General features: G+C 43.6%; 23 protein-coding genes. 4 read left to right on the top strand and 19 right to left on the bottom strand.

Features of this window, described 5'->3' with window-relative positions; genetic code table 11:
• Window position 1: 1 nt before the first annotated feature.
• The 15 genes from IGI94_RS10755 to IGI94_RS10825 form a co-directional block, all read right to left on the bottom strand.
• A complete protein-coding gene (locus IGI94_RS10755) occupies window positions 2-394 on the bottom strand; it encodes an OsmC family protein (protein ID WP_016621556.1) in 393 nt (130 codons plus the stop codon).
• The gene (locus IGI94_RS10760) at window positions 391-1,281 is read right to left on the bottom strand and encodes an ATP-binding cassette domain-containing protein (RefSeq protein WP_005234837.1); all 891 of its coding nucleotides are present in this window, start codon (window positions 1,279-1,281) and stop codon (window positions 391-393) included. Before IGI94_RS10760 ends, IGI94_RS10755 begins: the two co-directional genes overlap by 4 nt.
• Complete coding sequence (locus IGI94_RS10765; protein ID WP_005234835.1) at window positions 1,281-2,159, bottom strand: ABC transporter ATP-binding protein; 879 nt, start codon at window positions 2,157-2,159, stop codon at window positions 1,281-1,283. Before IGI94_RS10765 ends, IGI94_RS10760 begins: the two co-directional genes overlap by 1 nt.
• 3 nt (window positions 2,160-2,162) lie before the next feature.
• Window positions 2,163-2,993 carry an ABC transporter permease gene (locus IGI94_RS10770; RefSeq protein WP_005234832.1) on the bottom strand — a complete coding sequence of 277 codons (831 nt, stop codon included), beginning with the start codon at window positions 2,991-2,993 and terminating at the stop codon, window positions 2,163-2,165.
• Complete coding sequence (locus IGI94_RS10775) at window positions 2,993-3,952, bottom strand: ABC transporter permease (RefSeq protein ID WP_005234830.1); 960 nt, start codon at window positions 3,950-3,952, stop codon at window positions 2,993-2,995. The genes IGI94_RS10770 and IGI94_RS10775 overlap by 1 nt, the downstream gene beginning before the upstream one ends.
• Before the next feature lie 72 nt (window positions 3,953-4,024).
• Complete coding sequence (locus IGI94_RS10780) at window positions 4,025-5,605, bottom strand: ABC transporter substrate-binding protein (RefSeq protein ID WP_016613557.1); 1,581 nt, start codon at window positions 5,603-5,605, stop codon at window positions 4,025-4,027.
• Between the two features lie 50 nt (window positions 5,606-5,655).
• Complete coding sequence (locus IGI94_RS10785) at window positions 5,656-6,486, bottom strand: MetQ/NlpA family ABC transporter substrate-binding protein (RefSeq protein WP_438899731.1); 831 nt, start codon at window positions 6,484-6,486, stop codon at window positions 5,656-5,658.
• Window positions 6,487-6,741: 255 nt separating this feature from the next.
• Window positions 6,742-7,836 (bottom strand): aminotransferase class I/II-fold pyridoxal phosphate-dependent enzyme, encoded by a 1,095-nt coding sequence (locus IGI94_RS10790; protein ID WP_438899732.1) that lies wholly within the window; start codon window positions 7,834-7,836, stop codon window positions 6,742-6,744.
• Window positions 7,826-9,025, bottom strand: a complete 1,200-nt coding sequence (locus IGI94_RS10795; RefSeq protein WP_438899733.1) for a MalY/PatB family protein — start codon at window positions 9,023-9,025, stop codon at window positions 7,826-7,828. The genes IGI94_RS10790 and IGI94_RS10795 overlap by 11 nt, the downstream gene beginning before the upstream one ends.
• Complete coding sequence (locus IGI94_RS10800) at window positions 9,015-9,983, bottom strand: homoserine O-succinyltransferase (protein WP_244732169.1); 969 nt, start codon at window positions 9,981-9,983, stop codon at window positions 9,015-9,017. The genes IGI94_RS10795 and IGI94_RS10800 overlap by 11 nt, the downstream gene beginning before the upstream one ends.
• A gap of 399 nt (window positions 9,984-10,382) precedes the next feature.
• Window positions 10,383-11,153: a C39 family peptidase gene (locus IGI94_RS10805; protein WP_016613561.1), complete on the bottom strand. Its 771-nt coding sequence runs from the start codon at window positions 11,151-11,153 to the stop codon at window positions 10,383-10,385.
• A gap of 138 nt (window positions 11,154-11,291) precedes the next feature.
• Window positions 11,292-11,903, bottom strand: coding sequence for a hypothetical protein (locus IGI94_RS10810; RefSeq protein WP_438899734.1), 612 nt, complete (start codon window positions 11,901-11,903; stop codon window positions 11,292-11,294).
• Window positions 11,904-12,033: 130 nt separating this feature from the next.
• Window positions 12,034-12,921 carry a 16S rRNA (adenine(1518)-N(6)/adenine(1519)-N(6))-dimethyltransferase RsmA gene (gene rsmA, locus IGI94_RS10815; protein WP_008378923.1) on the bottom strand — a complete coding sequence of 296 codons (888 nt, stop codon included), beginning with the start codon at window positions 12,919-12,921 and terminating at the stop codon, window positions 12,034-12,036.
• Complete coding sequence (gene rnmV, locus IGI94_RS10820; protein ID WP_005234813.1) at window positions 12,918-13,490, bottom strand: ribonuclease M5; 573 nt, start codon at window positions 13,488-13,490, stop codon at window positions 12,918-12,920. The genes rsmA and rnmV overlap by 4 nt, the downstream gene beginning before the upstream one ends.
• Window positions 13,483-14,253: a TatD family hydrolase gene (locus IGI94_RS10825; protein ID WP_008378926.1), complete on the bottom strand. Its 771-nt coding sequence runs from the start codon at window positions 14,251-14,253 to the stop codon at window positions 13,483-13,485. Before IGI94_RS10825 ends, rnmV begins: the two co-directional genes overlap by 8 nt.
• A 185-nt stretch (window positions 14,254-14,438) precedes the next feature.
• On the opposite strand from IGI94_RS10825, the gene IGI94_RS10830 reads away from it, so the two are divergent.
• The 3 genes from IGI94_RS10830 (at window position 14,439) to IGI94_RS10840 (ending at window position 16,497) form a co-directional block, all read left to right on the top strand.
• The gene (locus IGI94_RS10830) at window positions 14,439-15,155 is read left to right on the top strand and encodes a hypothetical protein (RefSeq protein ID WP_438899735.1); all 717 of its coding nucleotides are present in this window, start codon (window positions 14,439-14,441) and stop codon (window positions 15,153-15,155) included.
• A 173-nt stretch (window positions 15,156-15,328) separates the two neighbouring features.
• Complete coding sequence (locus IGI94_RS10835) at window positions 15,329-16,189, top strand: metallophosphoesterase (RefSeq protein WP_005234806.1); 861 nt, start codon at window positions 15,329-15,331, stop codon at window positions 16,187-16,189.
• A gap of 134 nt (window positions 16,190-16,323) precedes the next feature.
• Complete coding sequence (locus tag IGI94_RS10840) at window positions 16,324-16,497, top strand: hypothetical protein (protein ID WP_438899737.1); 174 nt, start codon at window positions 16,324-16,326, stop codon at window positions 16,495-16,497.
• A 27-nt stretch (window positions 16,498-16,524) separates the two neighbouring features.
• On the opposite strand, the gene IGI94_RS10845 is transcribed toward IGI94_RS10840, so the two are convergent.
• Together IGI94_RS10845 and IGI94_RS10850 are read right to left on the bottom strand one after the other, a co-directional pair.
• On the bottom strand, window positions 16,525-18,282 hold the full coding sequence (locus IGI94_RS10845) for a metal ABC transporter permease subunit (protein ID WP_008378930.1): 1,758 nt from the start codon (window positions 18,280-18,282) through the stop codon (window positions 16,525-16,527).
• Between the two features lies 1 nt (window position 18,283).
• Complete coding sequence (locus tag IGI94_RS10850) at window positions 18,284-19,006, bottom strand: metal ABC transporter ATP-binding protein (protein WP_086332564.1); 723 nt, start codon at window positions 19,004-19,006, stop codon at window positions 18,284-18,286.
• A 572-nt stretch (window positions 19,007-19,578) separates the two neighbouring features.
• On the opposite strand from IGI94_RS10850, the gene IGI94_RS10855 reads away from it, so the two are divergent.
• Window positions 19,579-21,093 (top strand): flavocytochrome c, encoded by a 1,515-nt coding sequence (locus IGI94_RS10855; protein ID WP_438899738.1) that lies wholly within the window; start codon window positions 19,579-19,581, stop codon window positions 21,091-21,093.
• A 91-nt stretch (window positions 21,094-21,184) separates the two neighbouring features.
• Here the strand turns inward: IGI94_RS10855 and IGI94_RS10860 are convergent, their stop codons facing one another.
• Together IGI94_RS10860 and IGI94_RS10865 are read right to left on the bottom strand one after the other, a co-directional pair.
• Window positions 21,185-23,242 (bottom strand): beta-galactosidase, encoded by a 2,058-nt coding sequence (locus tag IGI94_RS10860; protein WP_087664940.1) that lies wholly within the window; start codon window positions 23,240-23,242, stop codon window positions 21,185-21,187.
• Window positions 23,243-23,251: 9 nt separating this feature from the next.
• A complete protein-coding gene (locus IGI94_RS10865) occupies window positions 23,252-24,106 on the bottom strand; it encodes a sugar ABC transporter permease (RefSeq protein ID WP_438899739.1) in 855 nt (284 codons plus the stop codon).
• Between the last annotated feature and the right edge of the window lies 1 nt (window position 24,107).

A 24,107-nucleotide genomic window follows, 5' to 3' on the forward strand; every position in this document is an offset into this window, starting at 1 on the left:
ATTAAATAAACGTCACCGTTTCCGTCACTTCGATCGTTGGATCTAACGATTGGATCACGGGGCAATTTGGTGAAACGAGTTTTAGGCAACGGGTCGCTTTGTCATGATCAGCTTCGGCGATTTTCGCATAAAACTGAATTTGGATAGCACTGACTGGTTGGGCTTTTTTATTGTCGTCTCGGTCATAGCTGACTTCGATCTTTTCGATTTCTGCTTCAACCTTTGAATTCTCTAAGACAGATGCGTATACATAGCCGCCGCAAGCAGCTACCGCACTCACAAGCATTTGGACAGGCGAATAGCCTTTTTCCCGTGCTAACACCCAATTGCCAGTTGGTGTCGTCATTTCAAATTTGTCGCTTCCTTGATGGATCGTCAATGTTTCTACTGTCATCGTTTTTCTCTCCTCACAAAATGATCTGGTTCAACTTCGACCCATTCATACAATGGTGTCAAAGTAATCGTGCTTTGAATTTCCGTTTGTTCCATCGCACCTCTTGCTAACACAGGATCAGCGATCGGAGCTGCTGCTAATAATTTCTTCGTGTAAGGATGCAGCGGATTTTCAAACAAACGATCGGTAGGTGCCAATTCAACTAATTTCCCTTGATACATGACGGCTGTTCGATCACTGATATGACGAATCACGGACAAGTCATGGGAAATGAATAAATAAGACAATGAAAACTCTTTTTGTAGACGCAGCAGCAATTGGATGATCTGAGCCTGAATGGAGACATCTAATGCCGAAGTCGGTTCATCACACAAGACGAACGCCGGGCGATTGACCACCGCACGAGCGATACCGATCCGTTGCCGTTGTCCGCCGCTGAAACTGCGAGGCAGTTTATGGACGTCATCACCGGTGATCCCGACGATCGCTAAGATTTCTTTGGCTTTCGCTCGAGCAGCATCTTTCGTTTCATGATACAACGGCTCCATCACCAGTTCAAGTGCTGTCATACGGGGATTCAATGATGAATACGGATCTTGGAAAATGATCTGCATTTGCTGATACGCTGCTTTGCGATCTTCTGCCGTCAATGCTGTTAGCTCTTTGCCTTCAAAGAAAATCTCCCCGCTTGTTAAGGTCTCTAAATTTAAAATACTGCGTCCTAAAGTGGTTTTCCCACTCCCAGATTCCCCCACTAGCCCCAATGTCTCGCCCCGATGGATCGTTAGGCTGACATCTTCGACCGCTCGGACTTCACTGACAGTGCCGCGCCAGTTTTTACTGCGAAAGATTTTCGTCGCATGTTCTACGCGAATCAGTTCTTCCATTATTCTGTCACCTCCTGATTGCGCCAGACGCGATGTGTCTTAGATAGTTGCGTTTCTTGCAGTTCATCTGCCAATGTCTCATGATAGTCAAAGACTTTTAATTCGGCATGCTTGTCGCCTAAATGGGCCGCCTGCAATAATTGTTTCGTATAAGGATGTTCCGGCTGATAAAAAATTTCTTCCGTGGTTCCTTCTTCCACGACTCGGCCTTGATACATCACTTTAATAAAGTCGCACATTCCTGCAACGACCCCAAAGTCATGGGTCACAAGGACGACGGAAAGCTGGTTCTCTCTTTGCAGGTTTTTGATCAATGCCAAAATCTGTGCTTGGATCGTCACATCTAAAGCCGTTGTCGGTTCATCTGCGATCAGCAATTTCGGTTGCGCCAACAAAGCCATGGCAATCATCACCCGCTGACGCATCCCCCCAGATAGCTCATGAGGATATTGTTTCATGCGTTGTGCTGGAAAAGGTATGCCGACTTTTTCTAACTCTTTGACGGCGATTTCTTGTGCTGCTTTTTTCGATACTTTTTGTGAGCGGCGAATCACTTCGATCAAATGATAGCCAATCGTGCGCAAAGGATTTAACGAAGTCATCGGGTCTTGAAAAATCATGGCGATCGGTAATGTTCGACGATCGGTCACTGCTGCTCCTTCAAATGTATAACTGGTATAGTGATCGGTCACTTTATCAGGCAAAAGATCCATGACGCTTTTCATGGTCATACTTTTGCCGCTGCCAGATTCGCCAACGATCCCAACGACTTTGCCCTTAGGAATTACCAGATCAAGATTTTTTACTAACGGTTTCGGACCGGTTTTGCTTTGAAATGTCACATTCAACGCTTCGATCGCTAATAACTCTGTCTTCATCGGTCACACCTCTCTCTGCAAGACATGTTTGATCATGTCGCCGATATTGTTAAAGGAATAGATGGTGAAAATAACAAAGAGCCCTGGAAGAATCGCCATGTATGGTGCCCGCTGCAAGCTGTTTTGCGCGTTTTGCAACAGACTGCCCCACGAAGCCATCGGTTGCTGTATTCCTAAGCCTAGAAAACTCAAAGCCGATTCGGTCATGATCGCTCCTGAAATACTTGCAGATGCCGCAACGATCAAGGTAGGAAGCACTGCTGGGAAAACATGCTTCACGATAATACTAAATGAAGAACGTCCGATAAATTTCCCGTATGCGACATATTCCCGTTCTTTCGCCGCTAACGTTTCACCACGAATCAAACGAGCGATGTTCATCCAGGAGAAGCCGCCGATCACAATAATAATCGTGGTTAGTCCGGGACGTAAAAAGACGCTCAAAACGATCACTAACACCAACCAAGGAATCGATGACAATACATCGACGAGCCGCATCAGCAGGTTGTCGATCCAACCGCCAAAGTAGCCAGAAACAAGCCCGACAAGAGTCCCAATAAACGTCGCTGTGATCATTGCCAAAACACCTACAAACAATGATACCCGACCGCCGTAGACGACCCGAATAAAGTAATCTCGCCCCACTTCATCGGTTCCAAATAAATGAGACCAACTCGGCGGCTGTGACATGTTGCTGACATCCGTTGCATTAGGATCGATGGGGATCAAAGGTGCAACAAGCGACAAAATAATCAATAACGTCAGGAAAACGACAGAAAAGGTATAGATGGGCGAAGCAAGCATGACTTCACTGATTTTTTTGAAACGTTTCATTACTTACTCCCTCCTTTACGGATACGTGGATCAACCACGGAGTATAATACATCCGCTAACAAATTCCCTAAGATGACCAGTGTTGCTGACAACAGCATGATGGCCATGATCACAGGATAATCGAGGCTTTTCGTCGCACTCATCAAGTAAGGGCCGACGCCCGGCCAGCCGTAGATCGTTTCTGTAATGATCGCACCGGTAACTAACATCGGCAACGCCAAGCCGATTTGGGTGACAACAGGAATCAAAATATTTCGACTAATATGACGGCTGAAAATCTGCCATTTGCTGGCATGAAATGCCCGTTGCACCATCACGTAGTCTTCTGAAACTTGTTGTGTCGCTGATGCGCGGATATATCGCGTCAAATCTGGAAAGAAGGCGACTGTCAATGTGGTATAAGGCAAAATAAAATGCTGCAGAAAATCGCCAAAATCCCCTTCTTTACCGACCGTATACATGCCAATGATTGGAAACATATTTAATAAGTAACCAAATACATAAATCAAGATCATCGCAAACCAGAAGGTCGGCACAGCGATTCCTAGAGATGCCACAGCGTCAATGATCCGATCCCAAATCTTTCCTTTGTTGGCAGCAGCCAACAGGCCCAAAATGATGGCCAACAACAAGGCAGTCAAATAAGCGGGGATCACTAGGCGCATGGTATTGGGAATCCGAGTCGCAAGTTCTTGTGAAATACTACTTTGAGACACCAAAGAAAAGCCAAGATTACCGGTAAGAATATTTCTGATCCAAAGAAAATATTGAACCAAAAAGGGTTGATCCAAGCCATAGCGCTGCCGCAAAAGATCGATTTGCTCTTGCGACATATTGGGTGTCGTGATGGAGTCGATCACATCATACGGTGCGATATGTATAAGTGAAAAAACGATAAAAGAGATCACAAACAGCAAAGGGATTGCTTGCAATACTCGTTTTGCAATGTATCGAAACATAACTGACCTACTTTCTTTTTCATAGAAAAAAGCTGTGATAAAAAAGATTCCTCTTTATCACAGCCAATGGATTTACTTGATTGTCAATTTAGACATATCTTCGAATGTATAGATTGGGATCAAACCTGCATCTTCTACATTACCAATTCGGTTATTGACCGCTAGGATTTTCTTGTTGTCAACGATTGGGTAAATGATCGCTTCGTCAGCAATGGCCTTTTGCAAATCATCATACAATGCTTCACGTTTGTCCGTGTCTAATTCAACTGCTGCTTGGGCAAACAAATTGTCAATGGTTTCGCTATTGCTTTGGAAGTAGTTGGCACTACCGCCAGTTTCAAATAGACTGCCGTATAAGTCAGGGTCATTTCCCATGATATACCCGCCAAGGAATAAGTTGTACTTCGTTGAATCAGGTTTCTTCAACTCGGTAAAGATCGCTGTACCATCGCCACCTTCAAGTGTAACCGTTATGCCTGCTTGTTGCAATTGTTGTTGGATCAACGTAGCTTGGATCGTTTGGGCTGGATCGGTTGAGTTGAAAGCCAAATTCAATGACAAATCAGTCACCCCAGCTTCTTGTAAAAGTTCTTTTGCTTTTTCAGCATTCGTCTCATATTTTTCAACATCATCAGTGACGTATGGGTTGTTCGGTGGCAAGAATGAATATGGTGTTGCATAATACTCTTCATCTAAATATGCTGCTTGATTTAATTCATCTTTGTTCAACGCATAGAGAACTGCTTGTCGAACTTTCACATCTTGCAAAGCATCTGAGTGAGTGTTCAAGCCTAGATAACCAACACGGTTTTCAGTATAAGGATAAACAGAGATCTGCTCATCATCTAAGTCTTCAATATCTGAAGGCAAGACAACGGCTGCATCCACTTCCCCTTTTTGCAAAGCGACTTTCGCAGTATCGGTACTTTCGATGATGCGCAACGTCACATTTTGAATCGAAGGCTTGCCGCCATAATAGTTTTCATTGGCTTCAAAAGTAAAGTACTCACCACGTTTGTATTCTTTCAGTTGATACGGACCAGTGCCGACTGGTTTTTCAGGCAGTTCACTGACAGAGAAGTCGGTAACATCTTTAAAGATATGCTCGGGAATGATGTATGTTTCGGTTGCAATATTACTGATCGCTGCCGCACTCGGTGTCGGCAACACGAATTTGACGGTGTATTCATCCACTTTTTCGATCGCGATTGGTTGGTCGTCGACCCAAAGGGAATCGGCATTGCCATTTTCTTTTTTGACTTTTTGTTCATATGTGAAAACAACGTCATCGGCGGTAAAGTCTTCGCCATCTGACCATTTCACATCTTGTTTCAAATGTACTGTCAATGAAAGGCCGTCTTCAGCTGGTTCCACTGATTCTGCCAACGCATTTTGTGTTGTTCCGTCTGCTTCCACTGTAACTAGTGGAGAATAGATCATGTTTGTCACTGTCAATCCCCAACGATCACTGGTGTTGATCGGGTTAGTGGACGATGGGTCCCCGCTGATCGCATAAGTGAATGTTGAATCATCCCCAGCTCCAGCTGCACTACTGGTTGACGTTTCTTCTGTATTTGATCCACCGCAGGCTGCTAGAACAAATCCTAGTCCAACGACGGCAACACTTGCTAAACCTTTTTTCCAATTTATCATTTTTCCATCCTACTTCCTGTTCCTATATAGTAATAGTCGTTTTTAACTTTCTATTCCCATACAGGTATACTAGATTTCTTTGTTACTTCCTCGATGATTGCTTTTACTTCATCGGTCTGATAATATCGAACGACCGTTTGGTAAACGTCATTGTCTGCTTCGTCTGCTCGCGCAGCGATCACATTATAATAAGGCTTGGAGGAATCAGCCACAGGTTCTAAGAAAATCGCATCTTCTGTAGGAACCAAACCAGCATCGACGGCCATGCCATTATTGATCAAAGAAATGTCGATATCGGTCATTGCCCGAGCAGTTTGATTGGAGTCAAGTAGCTCAAATTTCAGGGCTTTGGGATTGTCAATGACATCACTGGTTGTTGGCAGTAAACCTTTTGATTCATCCAAAGTGATCAAACCGGCGGTCTGTAAGAGTAATAGTGCACGGCTCTCATTTGAGACATCATTGGGTAAAGCCACCGTAGCACCATCTGCCAATTCGTTGACATCGGTGATTTTATCGGAATAAATACCAAGTGGGTTTAATGTCGTATAGGCAATCGTCGTGTTGGAATAACCACTTTCTTCGTTGACATTGTCCATAAAAATCTCCGTCAATGCTGCGTGAAGGTCAATTGAGCCATCCTCAAGCGCCACGATTGGCTGACGATAATCGGTGAATTTCACCAATTGCAAGTCGATATTTTCGTTTTCCTTCAATTCTTCCTGCACATGTTCCCAGGCTTCGTTTTGCTCACCCACGACACCCAATTTGACAACGGTGGCTTCCTCATCTGCTTGACTGCTGCCGCAAGCGGCGAAGCTGAACAATGCCAGCAATCCAAGAGCCCCTGTTGCCAATCCCTTTACTACGTTTCTTTTCATCCCTTTTTCCCCTTTTGTTCCCTCCTCAGATCAATCGTCCCGTTTTCTTGACGTATTGCTCAACTAGACCAATTTCACCTCTGTTTCTCAAAACAAATTGTTTTTTCAAAGGAGAAATGGCAAATGCCTGTTGCCGTCAACTGAAAACATCGGACTCACTATTCATATGTAGTGTAACTTTATCCTATACAACTAAAACTGTCAATAAAATTACTCTACAAAAGTAAGTTTTTAACTAGCTGATCTGTGGTCGGGTTATTTGAATATCTTCAGTGCATTTTCTAAGTCATCGATCAAATCTTTACTACTTTCGATCCCAATGGAGATCCGTAAAAGATCCGGCGTCAACCCATAAGATTCTCGTACCTCTTGAGGAATATCCGCGTGGGTCTGTGTCGTTGGATACGTGATGAGACTTTCCACACCACCTAGGCTTTCCGCAAAGGTAAAGACCTGTAATGCTGCTAAAAAGCCGCTGATTTTGGTTTCATCAAGCACCCGAATACTGATCATCGCGCCGGCATTCGGGTACAGCACCTCTTTGATCGCCGGATGGGCTCGTAAAAAACGGCCGACTTCCTTGGCGTTGGCTTCCTGTCGTTCAAAGCGCAACGGCAGCGTCTTTAAACTTCGGATAAATAACCACGTATCAAAGCTGCTCAAAGTCGGGCCTGAAGTATTGGCTAAATAATTCAAACGCTCCCCTACTTGCGCATCTTTGGCGATCACGACACCAGCCAAAATATCATTGTGGCCAGATAAGAATTTGGTGCCTGAATGGATCACTAGATCCGCGCCTTCTTCTAATGGCAACTGCCGTAACGGCGTCAAAAAGGTATTATCCACGATCAATAGTGCCCCCTGTTCGTGAGCAAGCTTGGCGGTTTCAGCAATATCCGTCACGGTCATCAAAGGATTCGTTGGGGTCTCTAAAAAGACAGCCGTTACCTCGTCAGTTAATTTTTCACTTAATTCTGTTACAGTACTGAAGGTATCGAAGAATGCCCGTTGGCTTTTTTCCAATTCCGCAAAATAGCGAAAGCTGCCGCCATACAAATCACGAGAAACCAAAAAGCGACTCCCGCTGGTAAATAAGTCAAAAATCAAAGCGATCGCACTCATGCCAGAGCTGGTCACTACTGCCCGAGCTCCTTTTTCTAATTCGGCAAGACCCGCTTCTAAAATATCCCGGGTCGGATTTTTGGTCCGAGTATAATCATAGCCGGTACTTTGCCCCAATTCAGGATGTGCAAAGGTCGTGGAAAGATAAATTGGCGGACTGATCGCCCCGGTTTGCTGATCCGAATGATTGCCTAATTGGGCCAGAAAAGTTGCTGTATCAATGGTCATGTCGTTCCTCCTTTTTGATTGCCTCGATCAAACGATCAAGGGCTTTTTGAATGATCGTTGGTGTTGTCGCAAGATTCAGACGAATCATGCCCTGACCGTCTTTGGCGAACCATTCCCCATAATCGACTGCGAGACCGGCAGTATCTTGGACCACCTGCTTGGTTCGTTCTTTGGCGATGACTTGCCTCAGATCGACCCAGAGAAGATAGGTTCCTTCTAATGGCAGGAGCTCAATTTTGGGAAATGCTTCTTGCAGTTGCTGGCGGACCTTTTGTTCATTGGCAGCAATCACCAAAAGCAGGTCATCTAGCCATTGATCCCCCGATTCATACGCGGCTTTCGCAGCCACCAATCCCAAACGATTGACTTCCGTCTGCTTGTATTGTCGGCACCAAGCCTGATAGGCTCTGCGCATCTCTAAATCAGGAATCCAAACATGAGAGAGTAACAATCCTGCTAAGTTGAAGGTTTTTGAGGGCGAATCCAGAACGATCAGCTTCTCAAAGCCGAACCCCTGTGCCACTGTCACGGCTGAAACAAATTGCTGCTCACCGAGTATCAGTTCACGATGGATCTCGTCGGCGATCACGACAACCTCATGTTTTTGGCAAATGGCCAATAACTGATGCAATTCTTTCTCTTGCCAGACCCGCCCTACTGGATTGTGGGGGGAGCAGAGAATAAATAGTTTCACTTTTTCTTCAATGATTTTGGCTTCAAAAGCAGCAAAATCGATTTGATAGGAATTCTTCACCTTTTGCAAGGGTGCTTCTATCAAGCGCCTTTTCGTCTCTTTGATGCTGTCAAAAAAGGGATAATAGACGGGCGGCTGGATCAAGATGCCATCGTCAGGTTCTGTGAAACAATGAAGCAAATCAACCAAAGATTGGACGACCCCTGTGGAAAACGAGAGCCATTTTTCTTCGAATTTCGTCCCCCAGTGGCGATCTTGCCAAGCTTGATAGGCTAAAAAATAGCCTGAGGGGGGAATCGCATAGCCAAAGGTTCCTTGAGCAACCAGTTGCTGCAAGGCTTCTTCCACTGCCTTTGGCGCCGCAAAATCCATATCAGCTACCCATAAAGGCAAAAGCTTTTCTCCTTGGAACCGTTGATCCACAAGATCCCATTTTAAAGAATTGGTGCCTTTTCGCTGCCTGGCATAGTGGGAGAGAAAATGCTCAATCGTCATTGATACTCACCCGACCTTCTGGCTCACTGCCAATTCGGTAACCTTCTTTCGTTGGCATGACGGACAGGTCATACGGCGTTCGCAAATAGGTTTCATTGATCCAATTGCTGAAAAACAAAGAGGCATGTCCCCGCCAACGGTTGGTGATTTTTCCCCCTAAGCGGTCATAAGCAAAGTAATTTTTGGGCAACGCGGTATCTAAGCCCCGTTCCATGTCTCGCAAGTACTCTTCATTCAAGGTCGCTGAATGGTATTCAAAATGTCCTAGCAAGAAGGCATTTTTATGATCTTCTGATACGAAGATGGAAGGCCCTGTTTCAACGCCCGCTGCCAATATTTCTAAAGGCGCTTGGGCCAGCTGGACATCATCGATGCCAGTATAGCGCGAATGCGGTGTATAAAAGACGTCGTCAAAGCCCCGAACCAGTGGATGAAAATGCGTGACTGTTTGTTCGAAGACACCGAACAATTTGCTTTGGTACAACACTTTGTCGATACCGTAATGGTAATAAAGCCCCGCTTGTGCCCCCCAGCAAATATGTAGGACTGAAGTGCAATTCGTCTGACTCCAATCCATGATTTTTTGTAGTTCTTGCCAATAGTCAATGGCTTCGAATGCCATTTTTTCAACTGGGGCTCCGGTGATGATCAAGCCATCGAATCGTTGCGGCTGGATCACTGAAAATTCTTGATAAAACTTTTCCATGTGATCGACAGAGGTGTTTTTGCTTTCGTGGTATTTCATTTTTAGTAAAGTCACCTCAATTTGCAGTGGACTTTGGGAAAGTAAACGCAACAACTGATTTTCTGTAGCGATCTTTTTCGGCATCAAATTGACGATCGCGATTTTCAAGGGACGGATCTCTTGCTTCGCCGCTTTATGCTGCAGTAAGGCAAAGACATTTTCTTTTTGCAGGACCGCTGCAGCGGGTAATTCTTTGGGAATAATGATTGGCATTGATTCAACCCCTTACAGATAAATTTCTTGTTGAAGAGAAAGCGAACAGTTTCGGCTGTGAAAAACAAAAAAAGCCGCCCTTTTATCCTTATGGATAAAAGGGACGACTTGATGCGCGTTACCACCCTAATTCGTGCTATTCTCACAAATAACACCTCAACAGTACACTATGATACTTGGCGCTGTAACGGGCGCATGCCGTTTTGCTGGCGTGAACCAACAAAAAAACTCAGAGCTCATCTTCACTGATCACCGCATGTCTCCTTTTTCACCAACCGGAGTCTCTGTACCTTTGTTGATCTGCTACTCTTCTCTTCAACGTTATCGAATTCTTTGTTTAATTTTAAAAAATTATAATTGTTTTTTCATTTACTGTCAACGGCAAGTTGAGACTTTTTCTTAGATTTCTTCTAAATATAAGTATTGCTGACCCATTTTTTCATAGATCGCTGCTAAGTCTTCTTTGCTGACTTCGCGATCCTTATGCCCATAAGGGTCGTTGACATACATCGTATCACCATCGATGCCAGTGATCACTACCGAATGGATCAATGCAGTCACAAGGATTTCGCCATTTTGGGTATTCCATTGAAAGAAATCAGCATCGGTAGGTACTTGTAATTCTAACGTCGCGATCATCCAAACTGGTTTCCCAGATTGCAGGACTTTGACGATCTCATCAAAACTTTTGTCTCGTCCACTAACGACTTCATATTGCTCTTTTACAATACTTTCGGCGACATCAGTGATCGGTTCTACGTCAACACCCATCGCGCTATCGCCGCCATAGATGTTTCCAACAAAGCCTTCTCGCGGATCTCCATGGTGATTATAATCCTCATAAAGTGGGACATACACTAATTCTTCTGCCAATTGATTTTTATTGGTATCAAATCCGTAAAAATTCAAGAGCATCGATAAAGCCGTTACTTCACAACCATTTCCTAACGTAACTTCATCGAATTGATTTTCTAACGGAACGTCCAATTGAATAACGTCACTGTATTCAGGCTCTGGTGTTTGTTCTTCATCCGAAAGTGCTAGTGTCAATTCATCCTCTATCTTTTCAAATGGGGACTGCCCATTCTTACTGTCATAAAAAATCAGCAGAAAGAAGAGCATCAAGACGAACATACCTAAAAGTAACCGTTTTAACTTTTTCTTCTTCATCTACTTCCTCCTCTTTTATATTATAACTTATTTCTGTTTATTATTTCACTATAATAAACGTTTTAAGAGGGAGTATTTTCTTAATCTAAACACAAAAAAATAGACCCGTTTACGCAGCGGGTCTATTCAAACTGGCGCTTATGCCGCTTTCTTCTGTTTCTGAATAAAGCGTCCTTTTGCTTTTGAAAACGAACGAATATCAAATTGTTTGCTTAAGGCACCTGCAACAAAATAAGCCAAATTGAAATCGATCAAGCTATGGATCAAGCCACCGATCCCCATCAAAACGAACAAGAAATAGTAGAAATTGCCATCGAATGCTGTCCCTGGTACATTTCCTGTGAAGTAAAAGGCGACAACGACTGCCATTTCAACGGCAGAATGAATCAGTCCGATAATCAAGTTAAAGCTCTGAAATTTGATATTCAATAAAGAGGGTTTGCCATTTTTCAGTAAAATATCTGGGTGCTTCTGTAAATAAAAGGCACCGATGACTGCAAAAACAACATGGGACAATGCCCGTAATGCAATGATTGGTGGTAGTGTTAAGAAAAAGCCAAAGGTCGTTCCTAAAGCTACAGCGATCGCCATCGCTGGTGAAAAGAACATCGCCACAAATACGGGAACATGGCTAGCTAAGGTAAAAGATGCAGGTCCGATGACGATTTTGGGCATTACCATGGGAATGACGATCCCCATGCCGATTAACAATGCAGCGATCGTTAAATGGCGGATGGAATGATTTTTCATTTATACTCTCTCCTTAAATGTGTCATGACAGTTCTATCTTGCTTATTCTACTGGTATTTCCACAAGGTGTCAAGACACACAAAAAAAAAAAAAAAAACGAATGTTTATTCAACATCCGTTTTTATAGAAGTTATCCTTTGCGCGCTTGCATTTCATTGCTTAATTTGGCAAATTCCGCTAACGACAGCGTTTCTCCACGACGTTTCGGATCGATCCCACTTGCTTCTAAACTGTCTGCCAACCACTGTTTGGTTTCTTCATCTTTTCCATAGCTATTTTGCAAATTGTTCCAAAGGGTTTTACGACGCAACTGAAAGGCTGCTTTCGTTAATTTAAAGAACTCTTTTTCATCGGTGACTGCGACCGCTGGTTGTGGACGGCGCGTCAATTTCAAAATAGCCGAATCAACATTCGGTTGGGGTACAAAAACGGTTTTCGGGACGATGAATGCCAGTTTTGCTTCCATGTAGTATTGCACAGCGATCGACAACGAGCCATAGGCTTTGGTCCCGGGAACTGCTGAGATTCGATCAGCCACTTCTTTTTGCATCATCACGACCATTTCATCTACTGGTACCTGAGACTCTAAAAAGTGCATCATGATAGGCGTAGTAATATAATAAGGCAGATTTGCGACAACTTTTAATGAAGCAGCCGTATCGCTGAATTCTGACCGAATGGTCGTTGATAGGTCTGCTTGCAAGACATCTTGATGAATGATCTTTACGTTTGCGTAAGGCTGCATCGTATCAGCTAATACAGGGATCAACCGATCATCGATTTCAAACGCCAACACTTGCTTGGCGTGTTTTGCCAACTGTTCGGTCAGCGCACCGATTCCAGGTCCAACCTCAATGACGTTTGTCGTTTCGTCGATGCCTGCTGTTTCTACGATTTTCCGTAAAATATTCGGTTCTGTTAAGAAGTTTTGTCCTAAACTTTTTTTAAAGGTAAAGCCATGTTTCGCTAAAATCTCTTTGGTTCTTGAGGGGGTTGCTATATCCCGTTCTTCCTTCACAATTCTTCCTCCACTGTTTTCATAGCTTCTGCCAACTCTGCATCGGTGATACGAAACATTGCCAGCCGCTTCTCTAATTGTTTGCCGTTCGTATAGCCGATGCGTAAAAGATCTCCTAGCCGCTCTCGTTTCTCTTTTGCTCCAGCGCCTGCGATCAAGCCATACGCTAATAACTGTTGGCGATCAATGGTTCCTTCACTGACTTCATTTGAAGCAATCGGGGTTACGACTTTTCGCAAGGCTTCTTTCAATGCTTCATGGCTGGCGTGTTCCACGCCCAAACTGCCTTTGCTTTTCGGTGCTGCCTGACTGCGCGGTAAAAAGGCATGCTTGGCATCCGGAACCACTTCCATAATGATTTTGCGGATCTTTTCTCCCGAAAAATCGGGATCGGTAAACACGATGACCCCTCGTGTTTCTTGGGCATGCTCGATTTGATCAAGGATCGTATCATCGATCGCTGAACCGATCGTTTCGATCGTATCTACTTCGAACACTTCTTGCAATCGACGGGTGTCGTCTTTGCCTTCGACGACAATGATTTCTTCGATTTTCGGTTTATCAGTCATTGATCCTAAACAAGCGGTGGGCATTTTTTGTCGTGTAGGCCGCAACATCAGCGACCGCTTCTTGCCGCAGCTCCGCGATTTTATCCACCACATAATGGGTATAGCCGGGTTCATTGCGTTTGCCGCGATAAGGAACAGGGGCTAAATACGGCGCGTCAGTCTCAACGAGTAGCCGATCTTGTGGTACGACTAGTGCAGCTTCTTGTACCTCCGTGGCCTTTTTGAAGGTCACGACACCACTAAAGGAAATGTACATTCCTAGATCCAAGAACTTTTTCGCCCATTCTCCGTCTCCACTAAAGCTGTGCATAATACCACCGATTGTTTGGACTTTTTCATCCTTTAAGATCGCATAGGTATCTTCTAAGGCTTCACGGGTATGAATACTGATGGGCAGCTGATGTTCACGAGCGATTGCCATTTGCCGACGAAAGACCTTTTCTTGAACTTCTTTCGGATCTTCCATCCAATGGTAGTCTAAACCGATTTCACCTAAGGCAACGACTTTTGGTCGTTCCAAGCGCTCTTGCAAATAGGTTTCTACGTGTGGGGTATAAGAACCAGCTTCGGTGGGATGCCAACCGATAATGCTGTAAATGCCAGGATATTCTTTGCTTAATGCTAACGATTTTTCAATCGTTGGCTGATCGAAACCGACGACCGCCATCTCCGTTACTCCTAGTTCTTGCGCACGGGCGACCGTTTCGGGAATGTCTTCGTTAAACTGTTCTGCATTCAAATGTGTATGAGAATCAAAAATCATGAAATCTCCTCCTTAGTCCTTCTATACTCTAGCATATTTTGACGGTTTAAGAAACGAATCCTCTTCGCTTTTTTCAGCAGTTTAAGAAAACTTTCAGCAAGCAAAAAAAATCCGCCCAAAGTTGGAGGACGCCGAAGCTGATTTTCTCTATACTGAGGGTAACGAAATCGTATGGAGGTGGAAATATGGAACGATCAAAAATTGATCCCGGCCGCTTTTTTTCTGGCCAAAAAGCAGCAGCTAAAGGCACGTTAAAAAATCAATATCACTACTATCGGCAGCAAAATGCCCATCAAGCATTCAATAGCGATTTTCAGCGAAATTTCCAGCAAGATTTCCCCAATTTTGCTACATGGCTAAAACTGCAGCAGCAGACGCCACAAAAGAATCAAACAGCGACTTTTTCTCACTGGTTATTGGTTGGTTTCTTCGGACTTTTGACGGCAGCAAGTTTTTCGCAACAGCTCTTATTCCTACTTTTTGTCTTTGTCATAGCTGCTCTCGTCAAAGGACCTGGCATGATCGTATGGGGCATCGTTTATTCCTTCTTAGTTAGTCTGTTCCCTCCATTGGGTATCGTTCTTTCTAGCTTGTTTTTCTTACTGACCTTGCGTCAATTAACCAAAAATGTCACTTTCGTTTTGACTGCATTGTACTTTTACGGCTATCCGTTTGTCATCACAGCCCTCCAGCACTTCACGAATTGGGACCCGCAATGGCTGTGGGTCGGTAGTATCGGTTTTGCCTTGATCAGTGGCCATTTTGTCTTACAGCAAAACTATCCCTTTGCTTCAAGTAAAAGTCTCGCATGGGCGATCATCTCTGTCCCTTATGATTGTGTCATGGCTTTGATCCCTGTCAAACACAAGGCACGCTTCAAACGATTGGTGAAAATCAAATAATTGCGATCTAGGATACAAAAGATAGGCTGTTGCAGCTTCTTTTGTATCTTTTTTAATGGAAAAATCAAGCGAAATACGATGGATATTTTTTGTTATTTTTGCTTCCGCATGATTGCTTTTTTTGTAAGAATCTACTATGCTAGAAACTAGCAAATCAAAAAAGGAGCCACGCCATGTACACCCTCATTCTTATTGCATTCCTCCTTACGGGCTTGCTAGTTTACTCCTTTATTATTGAACCGCATCTTCTCAAACAACGGCATTATCTCATAAAAAAAGACAAGCGCACCGTCTTAGATATTTCAAAAGCTTATGACCTTTACCAAGCAGAAAGCAATATCGTGATTGCCCATATCAGTGATCTCCATTTTTCTCGTTGGTTTAAACCAAGACGAATGAATCGCATCATTCGATCAACGATCCAAAACAAGCCGGATCTGATCATCATCACGGGGGATCTGATCGATAATTATAAAAAATGGCCGCATCGTTCAACCAAGCGACTGATCGAAAAGCTGAAAAAATTGCAAGCACCTCTGGGTAAGATCGCAGTTATGGGGAACCATGACCATTTGAATGACGGTCATTACTTTGTTAAGGAAATATACCAGCATGCAGGGTTTACCTTACTTGATAATGAGTCGGTTTTTGGTTCTGATGACAAGACGTCGATGAATATTGTCGGTATCGATATAGAAAGTCCGAAAGTCAGTTTTACCTATGAAGCAACCTTAGCAGAATGGCAGCTGCTTTTGCTCCATGAACCCGATTATGTTTCTCGGATCACCAATCTGCCAAACTACGACTTGATTCTTTCTGGCCATAGCCATGGCGGGCAGATTCGCTTGCCTTTTTATTATGCGAAAACAAAGGGCGCGTTGAAATATACCGATGGGCTCTACCTTTTAGGAAATGAGACCTTATTGAGTGTTTCCAGCGGGGTCGGTATGACCAAGATTCCCGCCCGACTCGGCGTCCCGCCAGAGATCCTTTATTACCATTTAGAACCGCAACAGCAATTGAACGTTTCTTAACTGTTCATCGTTGTAATTGGGAAAAAATCAGCAAATCGTTTCAGCAAACGTTCGATTCGCTGATTTTCTTTTTGCCCCTATCGTGTTAAAATATACCAAATAAATACTTTTAAACAATTAGGAGGAACCAAAAAATGGTCATCTCAGGAACACTCTGGTTTTTGATCGCCATCTTTGCTTATACAGCCTATGTTTACGGTCAGGGGTTGTACTTTCCTGTCATCGCATTTCTTGCTGCCTTGATGGGCTGCGGATTTTATCTCTTTGCTTTTCTCCAGCACAAAAATACGACGAAAAAACATCCTTAGCCAGAACGAGCTAAGGATGTTTTTGTATTATTGATTCAAGCCTTGATAAATCGTCTCGAGATTCCACTTCATCATGTTATAGTAGCTGTCGCCTTCTTCTCCCGGTTCTGCAATCGAATCGGTAAAGACGGTTCCGAAAATCGGAATGCCCGCATCACGAGAAACACTTTGCATTGGACGAGTATTGACGCTGCTTTCGACAAACAAGGAAGCGACGGCTGAGTTTTGCAGCTGATCCACTAAGTTTTTGATTTGCGCAGGGGTACCTTCTTCTTCGGTATTGATTTCCCAAATATAGGCAGACGGTACACCATAGGCTTTAGAGAAGTATTTGAAGGCTCCCTCACTGGTGACGATCAATTTCTTCTCTTCAGGAATCGATTGGAAGTTTTCCTTCGCTTGCTGATCCAGTTCTTCTAATGAAGCCAAGTAGCGTTCAAGGTTTTCTTCATAGAAAGAGCGATTGTCAGGGTCCTTTTCACTCAGGCGTTGAGCGATGTTACGGGCATAGATCATGCCGTTTTCTAGATTTAACCATGCATGAGGATCGGCTTTGCTGTGGTCTTCATCATCAGATAAATAAAGCACATCCACGCCATCACTGACGGCAAAGTAATCTTCATTTTCTACCTTATTGGCATTGTTCATCAATTTGGTAAACCAGCCATTGCCGCCAGTTTCTAGATTCAAGCCGTTGTAAAGGATAAGATCAGCATCGGTCGCTTTTCGAACATCTTCCACTAAAGGTTCATATTCATGGGGATCACGCCCCACTGGTACGATACTGTGAAGATCGATTCGATCACCGGCAATGTTTTCCGTAATATCAGCAATGATCGAATTGGTCGCTACTACTGAAAGTTTCCCTTCTGTTTGGGCCATCTGTCCGTTTTGCTGTGCCAAAAAGAAGCCACCAGCTACAGCTGCCGTCGCTAAAACCGCTGTCGCTGACCAGCGCTTGACTGGACTGGTCTTTTGTTTTGGTGAGAACAAGAAACCGATCACGAAAAAGGCTCCTGCGGTCAAAACGATACTTGATCCTGCGGCAATATTAAAGCTGTACCCGATAAATAAGCCGATAAATGAGGCGAGACCACCTAAAACCCCTGCGATGATCATCATATGCTTCAATTGTTTTGTATATAAATAAGCCGTTGCTGCCGGAGTGACTAATAAAGCCACGATCAAGATCGTTCCGACGCTTTGCATCGCTGTCACTGAAACCAAAGTTAATAAGAACATTAATAAGTAGTGATAGGCTTGCACTTTCATCCCAAAGGCCTTTGCCATCATCGGATCAAAAGAAGTGATCAGCAGCGGACGGAAGAAGAGGATGATCACTGCCAGCACAAGGATAGCGATAGCGATCGTCAGCCATTTGTCACTATCTTGCACAGCTAGCACATTCCCAAACAAAATGTGAAACAAATCAGTCGAACTGTTTGCTACCCCAATCAAGATAACCCCTAAAGCTAGAAACGAACTAAAGGTGATACCGATCGCCGTATCACTTTTGATCAGACTGTTATTGGCGATATAGGTAATAATCATGGAAGCCAAGATCCCAAAGAAGATCGCCCCGACAAAAAAATGAACGCCGAAGATATAAGACAAGGCTACCCCTGGTAAGACCGCATGAGAGATTGCATCCCCCATCAAGGACATCCCTCGTAAGATAATAAAACAACCGATCACCCCTGCGACGATTCCGATCGCGACTGCCGTGATCAAGGCATTTTGCAAGAAATGATAGTTACTTAAACTGGTAAAAAAGCTTGTCAACATGTTAAACGCCTCCTTTCACGATGATCGCATCGCCAAATGTTTGCTTCAAATTGCTTTCGGTAAAGACTTCACTCACTGGGCCCGCAGCGATCAGGGTTTGATTGAGCAGAACCAAGTAATCAAAGTATTCGGTGATTTTCCCCAGATCATGGTGAACGATAAAAATCGTCTTGCCAGCATCTCGCAAGTTACGTAACAGCCCGACGATGATCGCTTCACTGGTGGCATCGATCCCTACAAAGGGCTCATCAAGGAAAATATAGTTGGCATCTTGCACCAACGTTCGAGCAATCAAGACCCGCTGAAACTGCCCACCGGACAATTCCCCAATCTGACGTTCCGCAAAGGATTCCATTTCTACCGCTGCCAGAGCGTCTGTCACTTTCTGCCAATCATTGGCCGACATTCTTTGGAACATGCGCATCTTAGGATACAAGCCTAAAGATACGACTTCTTTGACTGTGATCGGAAACGTGTAATCAACCGCGGTCTTTTGTTCGACATAGGCAATTTCCTTTTGAAAGTCTTTTAACGCTTTTTTGTTGACACTCATGTTCCCACTGGAAGGGATCAACTTCAACGCCGCTTTGATCAGCGTTGACTTCCCTGCCCCATTTGGTCCGATGATCCCTACGATCGCCGGTTTCTCTACTTGAAACGACAAATCCGCGATCACTTGATGATTGCCATCATAGGCTGCAGATATTTCTGAAAAAGTAATCATTATTTTCACTCCATTTCCATAGTTAAGGATAGTTTATTTATTTTTTAGGTAGACCTAACTTATTTTTATTATACAAGAAAGGATTGGTTTTGCAAGACAGTTCTCTTGATTTTTTTAAGAAACACCGCAATTTTTTGGCAATGGTTCTTGAAACCCAAGATTCTATCTCTATTTATTGAATAAAAATTGGCGACCACAAATACTGATTCCACTAATTTCTTTCTATCTTTTGATCGCAAAGCGGTTGATTTATTTTCAATAAAAGAGATCGTTCCTCGGCACCTCAGTGACGTACTTTTTTTCAATAACAGAAAAGAGACCAATCAAATCTCATTTCATACTCCCTTCATGATTAATACCAAACAAATCAAAGAATCAGTAATTCTTCTATTTCCACAAATTCACGAATCTACTCTTTTTTATGATGACCAAGAAACCCTTTCATCTCGACTAAAACGCTTTATAAATTAAACTTTTCTAATTATTATGTGATTTTTCGAACAAAACCTAAAAATAACATGACAACTATGTTAGTCTTTGATTTGGAAAAAGTTTTAGGAGGAATAAAAACAATGAAGAAAATTTTCCAAACACTATTAGTCCTAACCTCGTTAGCAACTTTGAGTGCTTGTGGCGCTGATTCACAAACAAGCAGCAGCACAAGTTCTGGTTCATCTGCTAATGAAGAAACAGATGCAACTTCAGCTGCATCTGGTCAAGAATACACAGACCCTAGCGAACTTGCAGACAGCTACGATGTCGTGATTGTCGGTGCGGGTGGCGCTGGAATGGCCGCTGCGATCCAAGCAAAGGAAGCTGGCGCAAACCCAGTTATTTTAGAAAAAATGCCAATTTCTGGTGGGAATACATTGAAATCTTCTGCAGGAATGAACGCTTCAGAAACCAAATTCCAAGAAGCAGAAGGCATTGAAGATTCAAACGATCTATTCTATGAAGAAACATTAGCTGGCGGTCACAACACCAATGATGAAGAATTGTTGCGCTACTTTGTGGATCATTCAGCAGAAGCGATCGATTGGTTAGATTCCATGGGTATCACTTTAGACAACTTAACAACGACTGGCGGGATGAGTGAAAAAAGAACGCACCGTCCATCTGATGGTTCCGCGGTTGGGGAATACTTAGTTGATGGCTTGATGCGCAACATCCATGAATTGGAAATCCCAATTTTTGTAAATGCCGATGTCAAAGAAATCAATGAAGAAGATGGTCAAGTCAACGGGGTGACCGTTGAAGTAGAAGGAAACGAACAAACCATTGATGCCAAAGCAGTTGTCGTTACAACAGGCGGTTTCGGTGCCAATTTCGACATGATCACCGAGTACAAACCAGAATTGGCAGACTACGTGACAACGAACCAAGAGGGTTCGACTGGTGATGGAATCAAAATGATCGAAGCGTTAGGCGGACAAACGGTTGATTTAGAGCAAATCCAAATCCACCCAACAGTGGATCAGTCTAAATCACTGTTGATCACTGAAGCTGTCCGTGGAGAAGGCGCGATCTTGGTCAATCAAGAAGGCGAACGGTTCTTCAATGAAATGGAAACACGAGACAAAGTCTCTGAAGCGATTATTGCCCTACCTGAAAAATCGGCAACGTTAGTTTTTGATGCAGGTGTCAAAGAACGCGTAACAGCCATTGATTTTTACGAGCAACAAGGGTTAGTCAAATCCGCTGACACGATCGAAGAATTAGCAAAAGAATTGGACATGCCAGAAGCAGCGCTTGCTGAAACGATCGCTACCTGGAACAGCAGTGTGGCTGCTGGTGAAGACGAAGCCTTTGGACGCAGCACAGCAATGGACAACGATTTGTCAACAGGACCTTACTATGCCATCGCCATTGCTCCTGGTATCCACCACACGATGGGCGGCGTGAAGATCAACACGAACACAGAAGTGATCGCTACGGATAACGAGATCATTCCAGGTCTCTTTGCAGCCGGAGAAGTAACTGGTGGGTTGCATGGTGAAAACCGAATTGGCGGAAATGCAGTTGCCGATATCATCATCTTCGGACGCCAAGCAGGAACAAAAGCTGCCGAATTTGCGCAAGAAAATTAAACCATTCTCTATAAAAAAGAAGTACTAACGCTTTTCATCAGCGTTAGTACTTCTTTTTTCTCATATAATTGACACAATAGTTTTATTGATCTTATGCTGTCACTTTGATGATCTGCACCTCATAAGGCGCCAACTGAAGAAGTTGGTTTGTCGTTTTTCCTGTAAGCAAGTCGATTCCTGAAGTTGCTACCTCTACTTCTTGATTTTCTTCGGAAAAATTCATCACAAAATAATAGGTAGTCGGAGCGAGCTGCTCTTGCTGACTTTCTCTACTTTGAATCGACACGTTCGTTGAACCTTGGCGGACCCACTCATTTTGTAAGCGAAGCTGTTGTGTTACTTCTTGATAGAAGTCTTCCAAAAAGGCTTGATCCGTCCGTCCCCCAAGATAGTAGGCACTTCCTTCACCATAATCATTTACGGTCACTGCAGCTTGACCTTGATAAAAATCTGCACCGTACACCCCTAACGTTTGGGCGGTGTTTGTTTGGACAATACTACAATAATCATGAATTTGGTACTGCTGTTCCTTCATTAAAAGCAGATTTTTTTGCTTCGGATATAACGTATCGATTTCTTTCACAGACACACCAAACAGTTCTTCTAACTCTTGGGGCCATCCTCCTAAATAGGTCAAGTCCGTTTCATTCACGATCCCCGTCAAATAAGTGGAAACCAGTGTCCCGCCATTTTTCGTATACTGTTGAAATTTTTTCATAGTTTCTTTTGGTAAGAGGTAAAGCATCGGAGCGATGATCAATTGATAAGCATCAAAGTCATGATCTTTCGTGATGACATCAACCGCGATGTCATGATCCCAAAAATAGCGGTAATGCTCTTGCAACGTTTGTGGGTAGCGTTTGCTCTCTAAACCAAAACCTTGCGCATCATTGAGCGCCCAATTGTTATCCCAATCATAGATGATCGCCACTTTGGCTTTTTTGTGCAATCCTTTGATTTCTTTGATTTCTTCTAAGGCTTTCCCCACTTCTGCTACATCTTGAAAAACACGATTTTGCTCGTCGTTGTCATGGTCCACGACGGCCCCATGGAACTTCTCAGATGAGCCTCGAGATTTTCGCCATTGAAAATAAAGATTACTATCTGAACCGTGAGCAATAAATTGCATAGAAGACAACAGATGCATCCCGGGGCGTTTCGTGCGGTTGACTGGATGCCAATTCACACCACTAGGGGTTGATTCCATGATCAAAAAGGGTTGCTTTTTCAAGCTACGATATTGATCATTGATAAACCCAACCTTACTTGCCAAATCGGCTGTCGTTCCCCAATCATTATGCCAAGCAGGATAACAGTCCCAACTAATGACATCCACATGCTGGGCAAATTTTCCATAATCAAGACTATAAAAGGGAATCAAATCACGGGTATCTGCCATGAAATTCGTTGTGATCGGCACATCTGGAGACAAACGACGAATGTCTTTGATCTCATGTTCATAGAAATCAATAGTCTGATCGGTTACAAAACGATGCCAGTCTAGATTTAGTCCATGAACTTGCATTTCGCCGATCGGTGAAGGAGATTCGATTTGCGACCAATCGGTGATCGTATGGCTCCAGAACGGTCCCCACCAGGCCTCATTCAAGGCTGCTAGCGTTTGATACTTCTGCTTGACCCACTGACGAAAGTTTTCTTGGCAAATAGGACAATGACAATCTCCAGAATACTCATTGGAAATATGCCACATCAATAGTGCTGGGTGATCGTGGTAGCGTTCAGCTAATTTCCGATTGATGATCGCCACTTTCTCACGATAGATTGGCGAAGAAAAACAGTGATTGTGTCGCCCACCGTGTAACATTTTTTCCCGTTTTTCATTGGTCCGGAGAACTTCAGGGTATGCTTTAGACAACCAGGCAGGACGCGCACCGCTTGGCGTCGCTAAAATGACGTTACTGTTTCGTTCGGCGAGCTGATCCATGATTTTGTCTAACCATTCAAATTGAAACACCCCTTCTGCTGGCTCTAAGGCACTCCAAGCAAAAATACCAAGGGAAAATGTATTAGCATGAGCTTTTTCCATTAGTTCTAAATCTTTGGCTAAGATCTCGGGATAATTTAGCCACTGGTCAGGATTATAATCCCCACCATGTAAAAAGCGTTCTTCTAAGTTATATCTTGTCATCTTCTCTTCCTATCCTTTTGTGCCGCCAGCGGTCAAACCGGTGACAAAATGTTTTTGTAATGCAATAAAGACGAGCGCGATCGGAATACTGATCAAAATGGCCCCTGCCGCAAAAGTCGTATAGCTGGCACCCATTTTATCCGTGACTAATTTGTATAACCCGATGGGTAATGTATAGTACTCAGGATTACGTAAAATCACTGAAGACAGGGCAAAGTCTCCCAGTGGTCCGGTGAAACCATTCATGGCAACCACTGCGAGCATTGGTCGAGATAATGGAATCAAAATTTGCCAGAATATTCGCGTATTGCTTGCACCATCTATCTTGGCACTCTCGTCTAAATCTAACGGAATCGAGTCAAAATATCCTTTCAATAAGTACGTGTTCATGGGAATCTGACCCCCAACGTAAATCAAGATCAGCAACCAATGACTATTGATCAAGCCGAGCATTTGCGCCAGCACAAAAATTGCGATCAAGGCAGAGAACTGCGGGATCATTTGTAGTAGTAAGAACAGCATCAATCCATTTTTACGGCCTGTAAAACGAAACCGTGAAAAGGAATAAGCCGTCATGGAGACAAAGATCAGTGACAGGAACATAGTGCATACACTGATTTTCAATGAATTCAAATACCATTGACTATAATATAGCGAGTTGTCACCAGCAAACAATTTCGTGTAGTGACTTAATGTCGGACTCGTCGGAATCAGACTCGTACTTATTAAACTGTTCCCAGGATTAAAACTAGCACCGATCGTCCATAGTAAAGGGTAGACGATCACCACTACCGTAAAAATCAGTACAAGATATGTCAAGGATAGGCGGACAAATTTTTGTTTTTTCATACTTGTTGCCTTCATG

It is taken from the genome of Enterococcus sp. AZ149 (assembly GCF_051714285.1).
In the GTDB taxonomy this organism is placed as follows: Bacteria; Bacillota; Bacilli; order Lactobacillales; family Enterococcaceae; genus Enterococcus_D; species Enterococcus_D entomosocium.

Coding starts and splice junctions, on each gene's coding strand:
- IGI94_RS10755 (WP_016621556.1), bottom strand. CDS start 394: ATGACAGTAGAAACATTGACGATCCATCAAGGAAGCGACAAATTTGAA.
- IGI94_RS10760 (WP_005234837.1), bottom strand. CDS start 1,281: ATGGAAGAACTGATTCGCGTAGAACATGCGACGAAAATCTTTCGCAGT.
- IGI94_RS10765 (WP_005234835.1), bottom strand. CDS start 2,159: ATGAAGACAGAGTTATTAGCGATCGAAGCGTTGAATGTGACATTTCAA.
- IGI94_RS10770 (WP_005234832.1), bottom strand. CDS start 2,993: ATGAAACGTTTCAAAAAAATCAGTGAAGTCATGCTTGCTTCGCCCATC.
- IGI94_RS10775 (WP_005234830.1), bottom strand. CDS start 3,952: ATGTTTCGATACATTGCAAAACGAGTATTGCAAGCAATCCCTTTGCTG.
- IGI94_RS10780 (WP_016613557.1), bottom strand. CDS start 5,605: ATGATAAATTGGAAAAAAGGTTTAGCAAGTGTTGCCGTCGTTGGACTA.
- IGI94_RS10785 (WP_438899731.1), bottom strand. CDS start 6,486: ATGAAAAGAAACGTAGTAAAGGGATTGGCAACAGGGGCTCTTGGATTG.
- IGI94_RS10790 (WP_438899732.1), bottom strand. CDS start 7,836: ATGACCATTGATACAGCAACTTTTCTGGCCCAATTAGGCAATCATTCG.
- IGI94_RS10795 (WP_438899733.1), bottom strand. CDS start 9,025: ATGACGATTGAGCATTTTCTCTCCCACTATGCCAGGCAGCGAAAAGGC.
- IGI94_RS10800 (WP_244732169.1), bottom strand. CDS start 9,983: ATGCCAATCATTATTCCCAAAGAATTACCCGCTGCAGCGGTCCTGCAA.
- IGI94_RS10805 (WP_016613561.1), bottom strand. CDS start 11,153: ATGAAGAAGAAAAAGTTAAAACGGTTACTTTTAGGTATGTTCGTCTTG.
- IGI94_RS10810 (WP_438899734.1), bottom strand. CDS start 11,903: ATGAAAAATCATTCCATCCGCCATTTAACGATCGCTGCATTGTTAATC.
- rnmV (WP_005234813.1), bottom strand. CDS start 13,490: ATGACTGATAAACCGAAAATCGAAGAAATCATTGTCGTCGAAGGCAAA.
- IGI94_RS10825 (WP_008378926.1), bottom strand. CDS start 14,253: ATGATTTTTGATTCTCATACACATTTGAATGCAGAACAGTTTAACGAA.
- IGI94_RS10830 (WP_438899735.1), top strand. CDS start 14,439: ATGGAACGATCAAAAATTGATCCCGGCCGCTTTTTTTCTGGCCAAAAA.
- IGI94_RS10835 (WP_005234806.1), top strand. CDS start 15,329: ATGTACACCCTCATTCTTATTGCATTCCTCCTTACGGGCTTGCTAGTT.
- IGI94_RS10840 (WP_438899737.1), top strand. CDS start 16,324: ATGGTCATCTCAGGAACACTCTGGTTTTTGATCGCCATCTTTGCTTAT.
- IGI94_RS10845 (WP_008378930.1), bottom strand. CDS start 18,282: ATGTTGACAAGCTTTTTTACCAGTTTAAGTAACTATCATTTCTTGCAA.
- IGI94_RS10850 (WP_086332564.1), bottom strand. CDS start 19,006: ATGATTACTTTTTCAGAAATATCTGCAGCCTATGATGGCAATCATCAA.
- IGI94_RS10855 (WP_438899738.1), top strand. CDS start 19,579: ATGAAGAAAATTTTCCAAACACTATTAGTCCTAACCTCGTTAGCAACT.
- IGI94_RS10860 (WP_087664940.1), bottom strand. CDS start 23,242: ATGACAAGATATAACTTAGAAGAACGCTTTTTACATGGTGGGGATTAT.
- IGI94_RS10865 (WP_438899739.1), bottom strand. CDS start 24,106: ATGAAGGCAACAAGTATGAAAAAACAAAAATTTGTCCGCCTATCCTTG.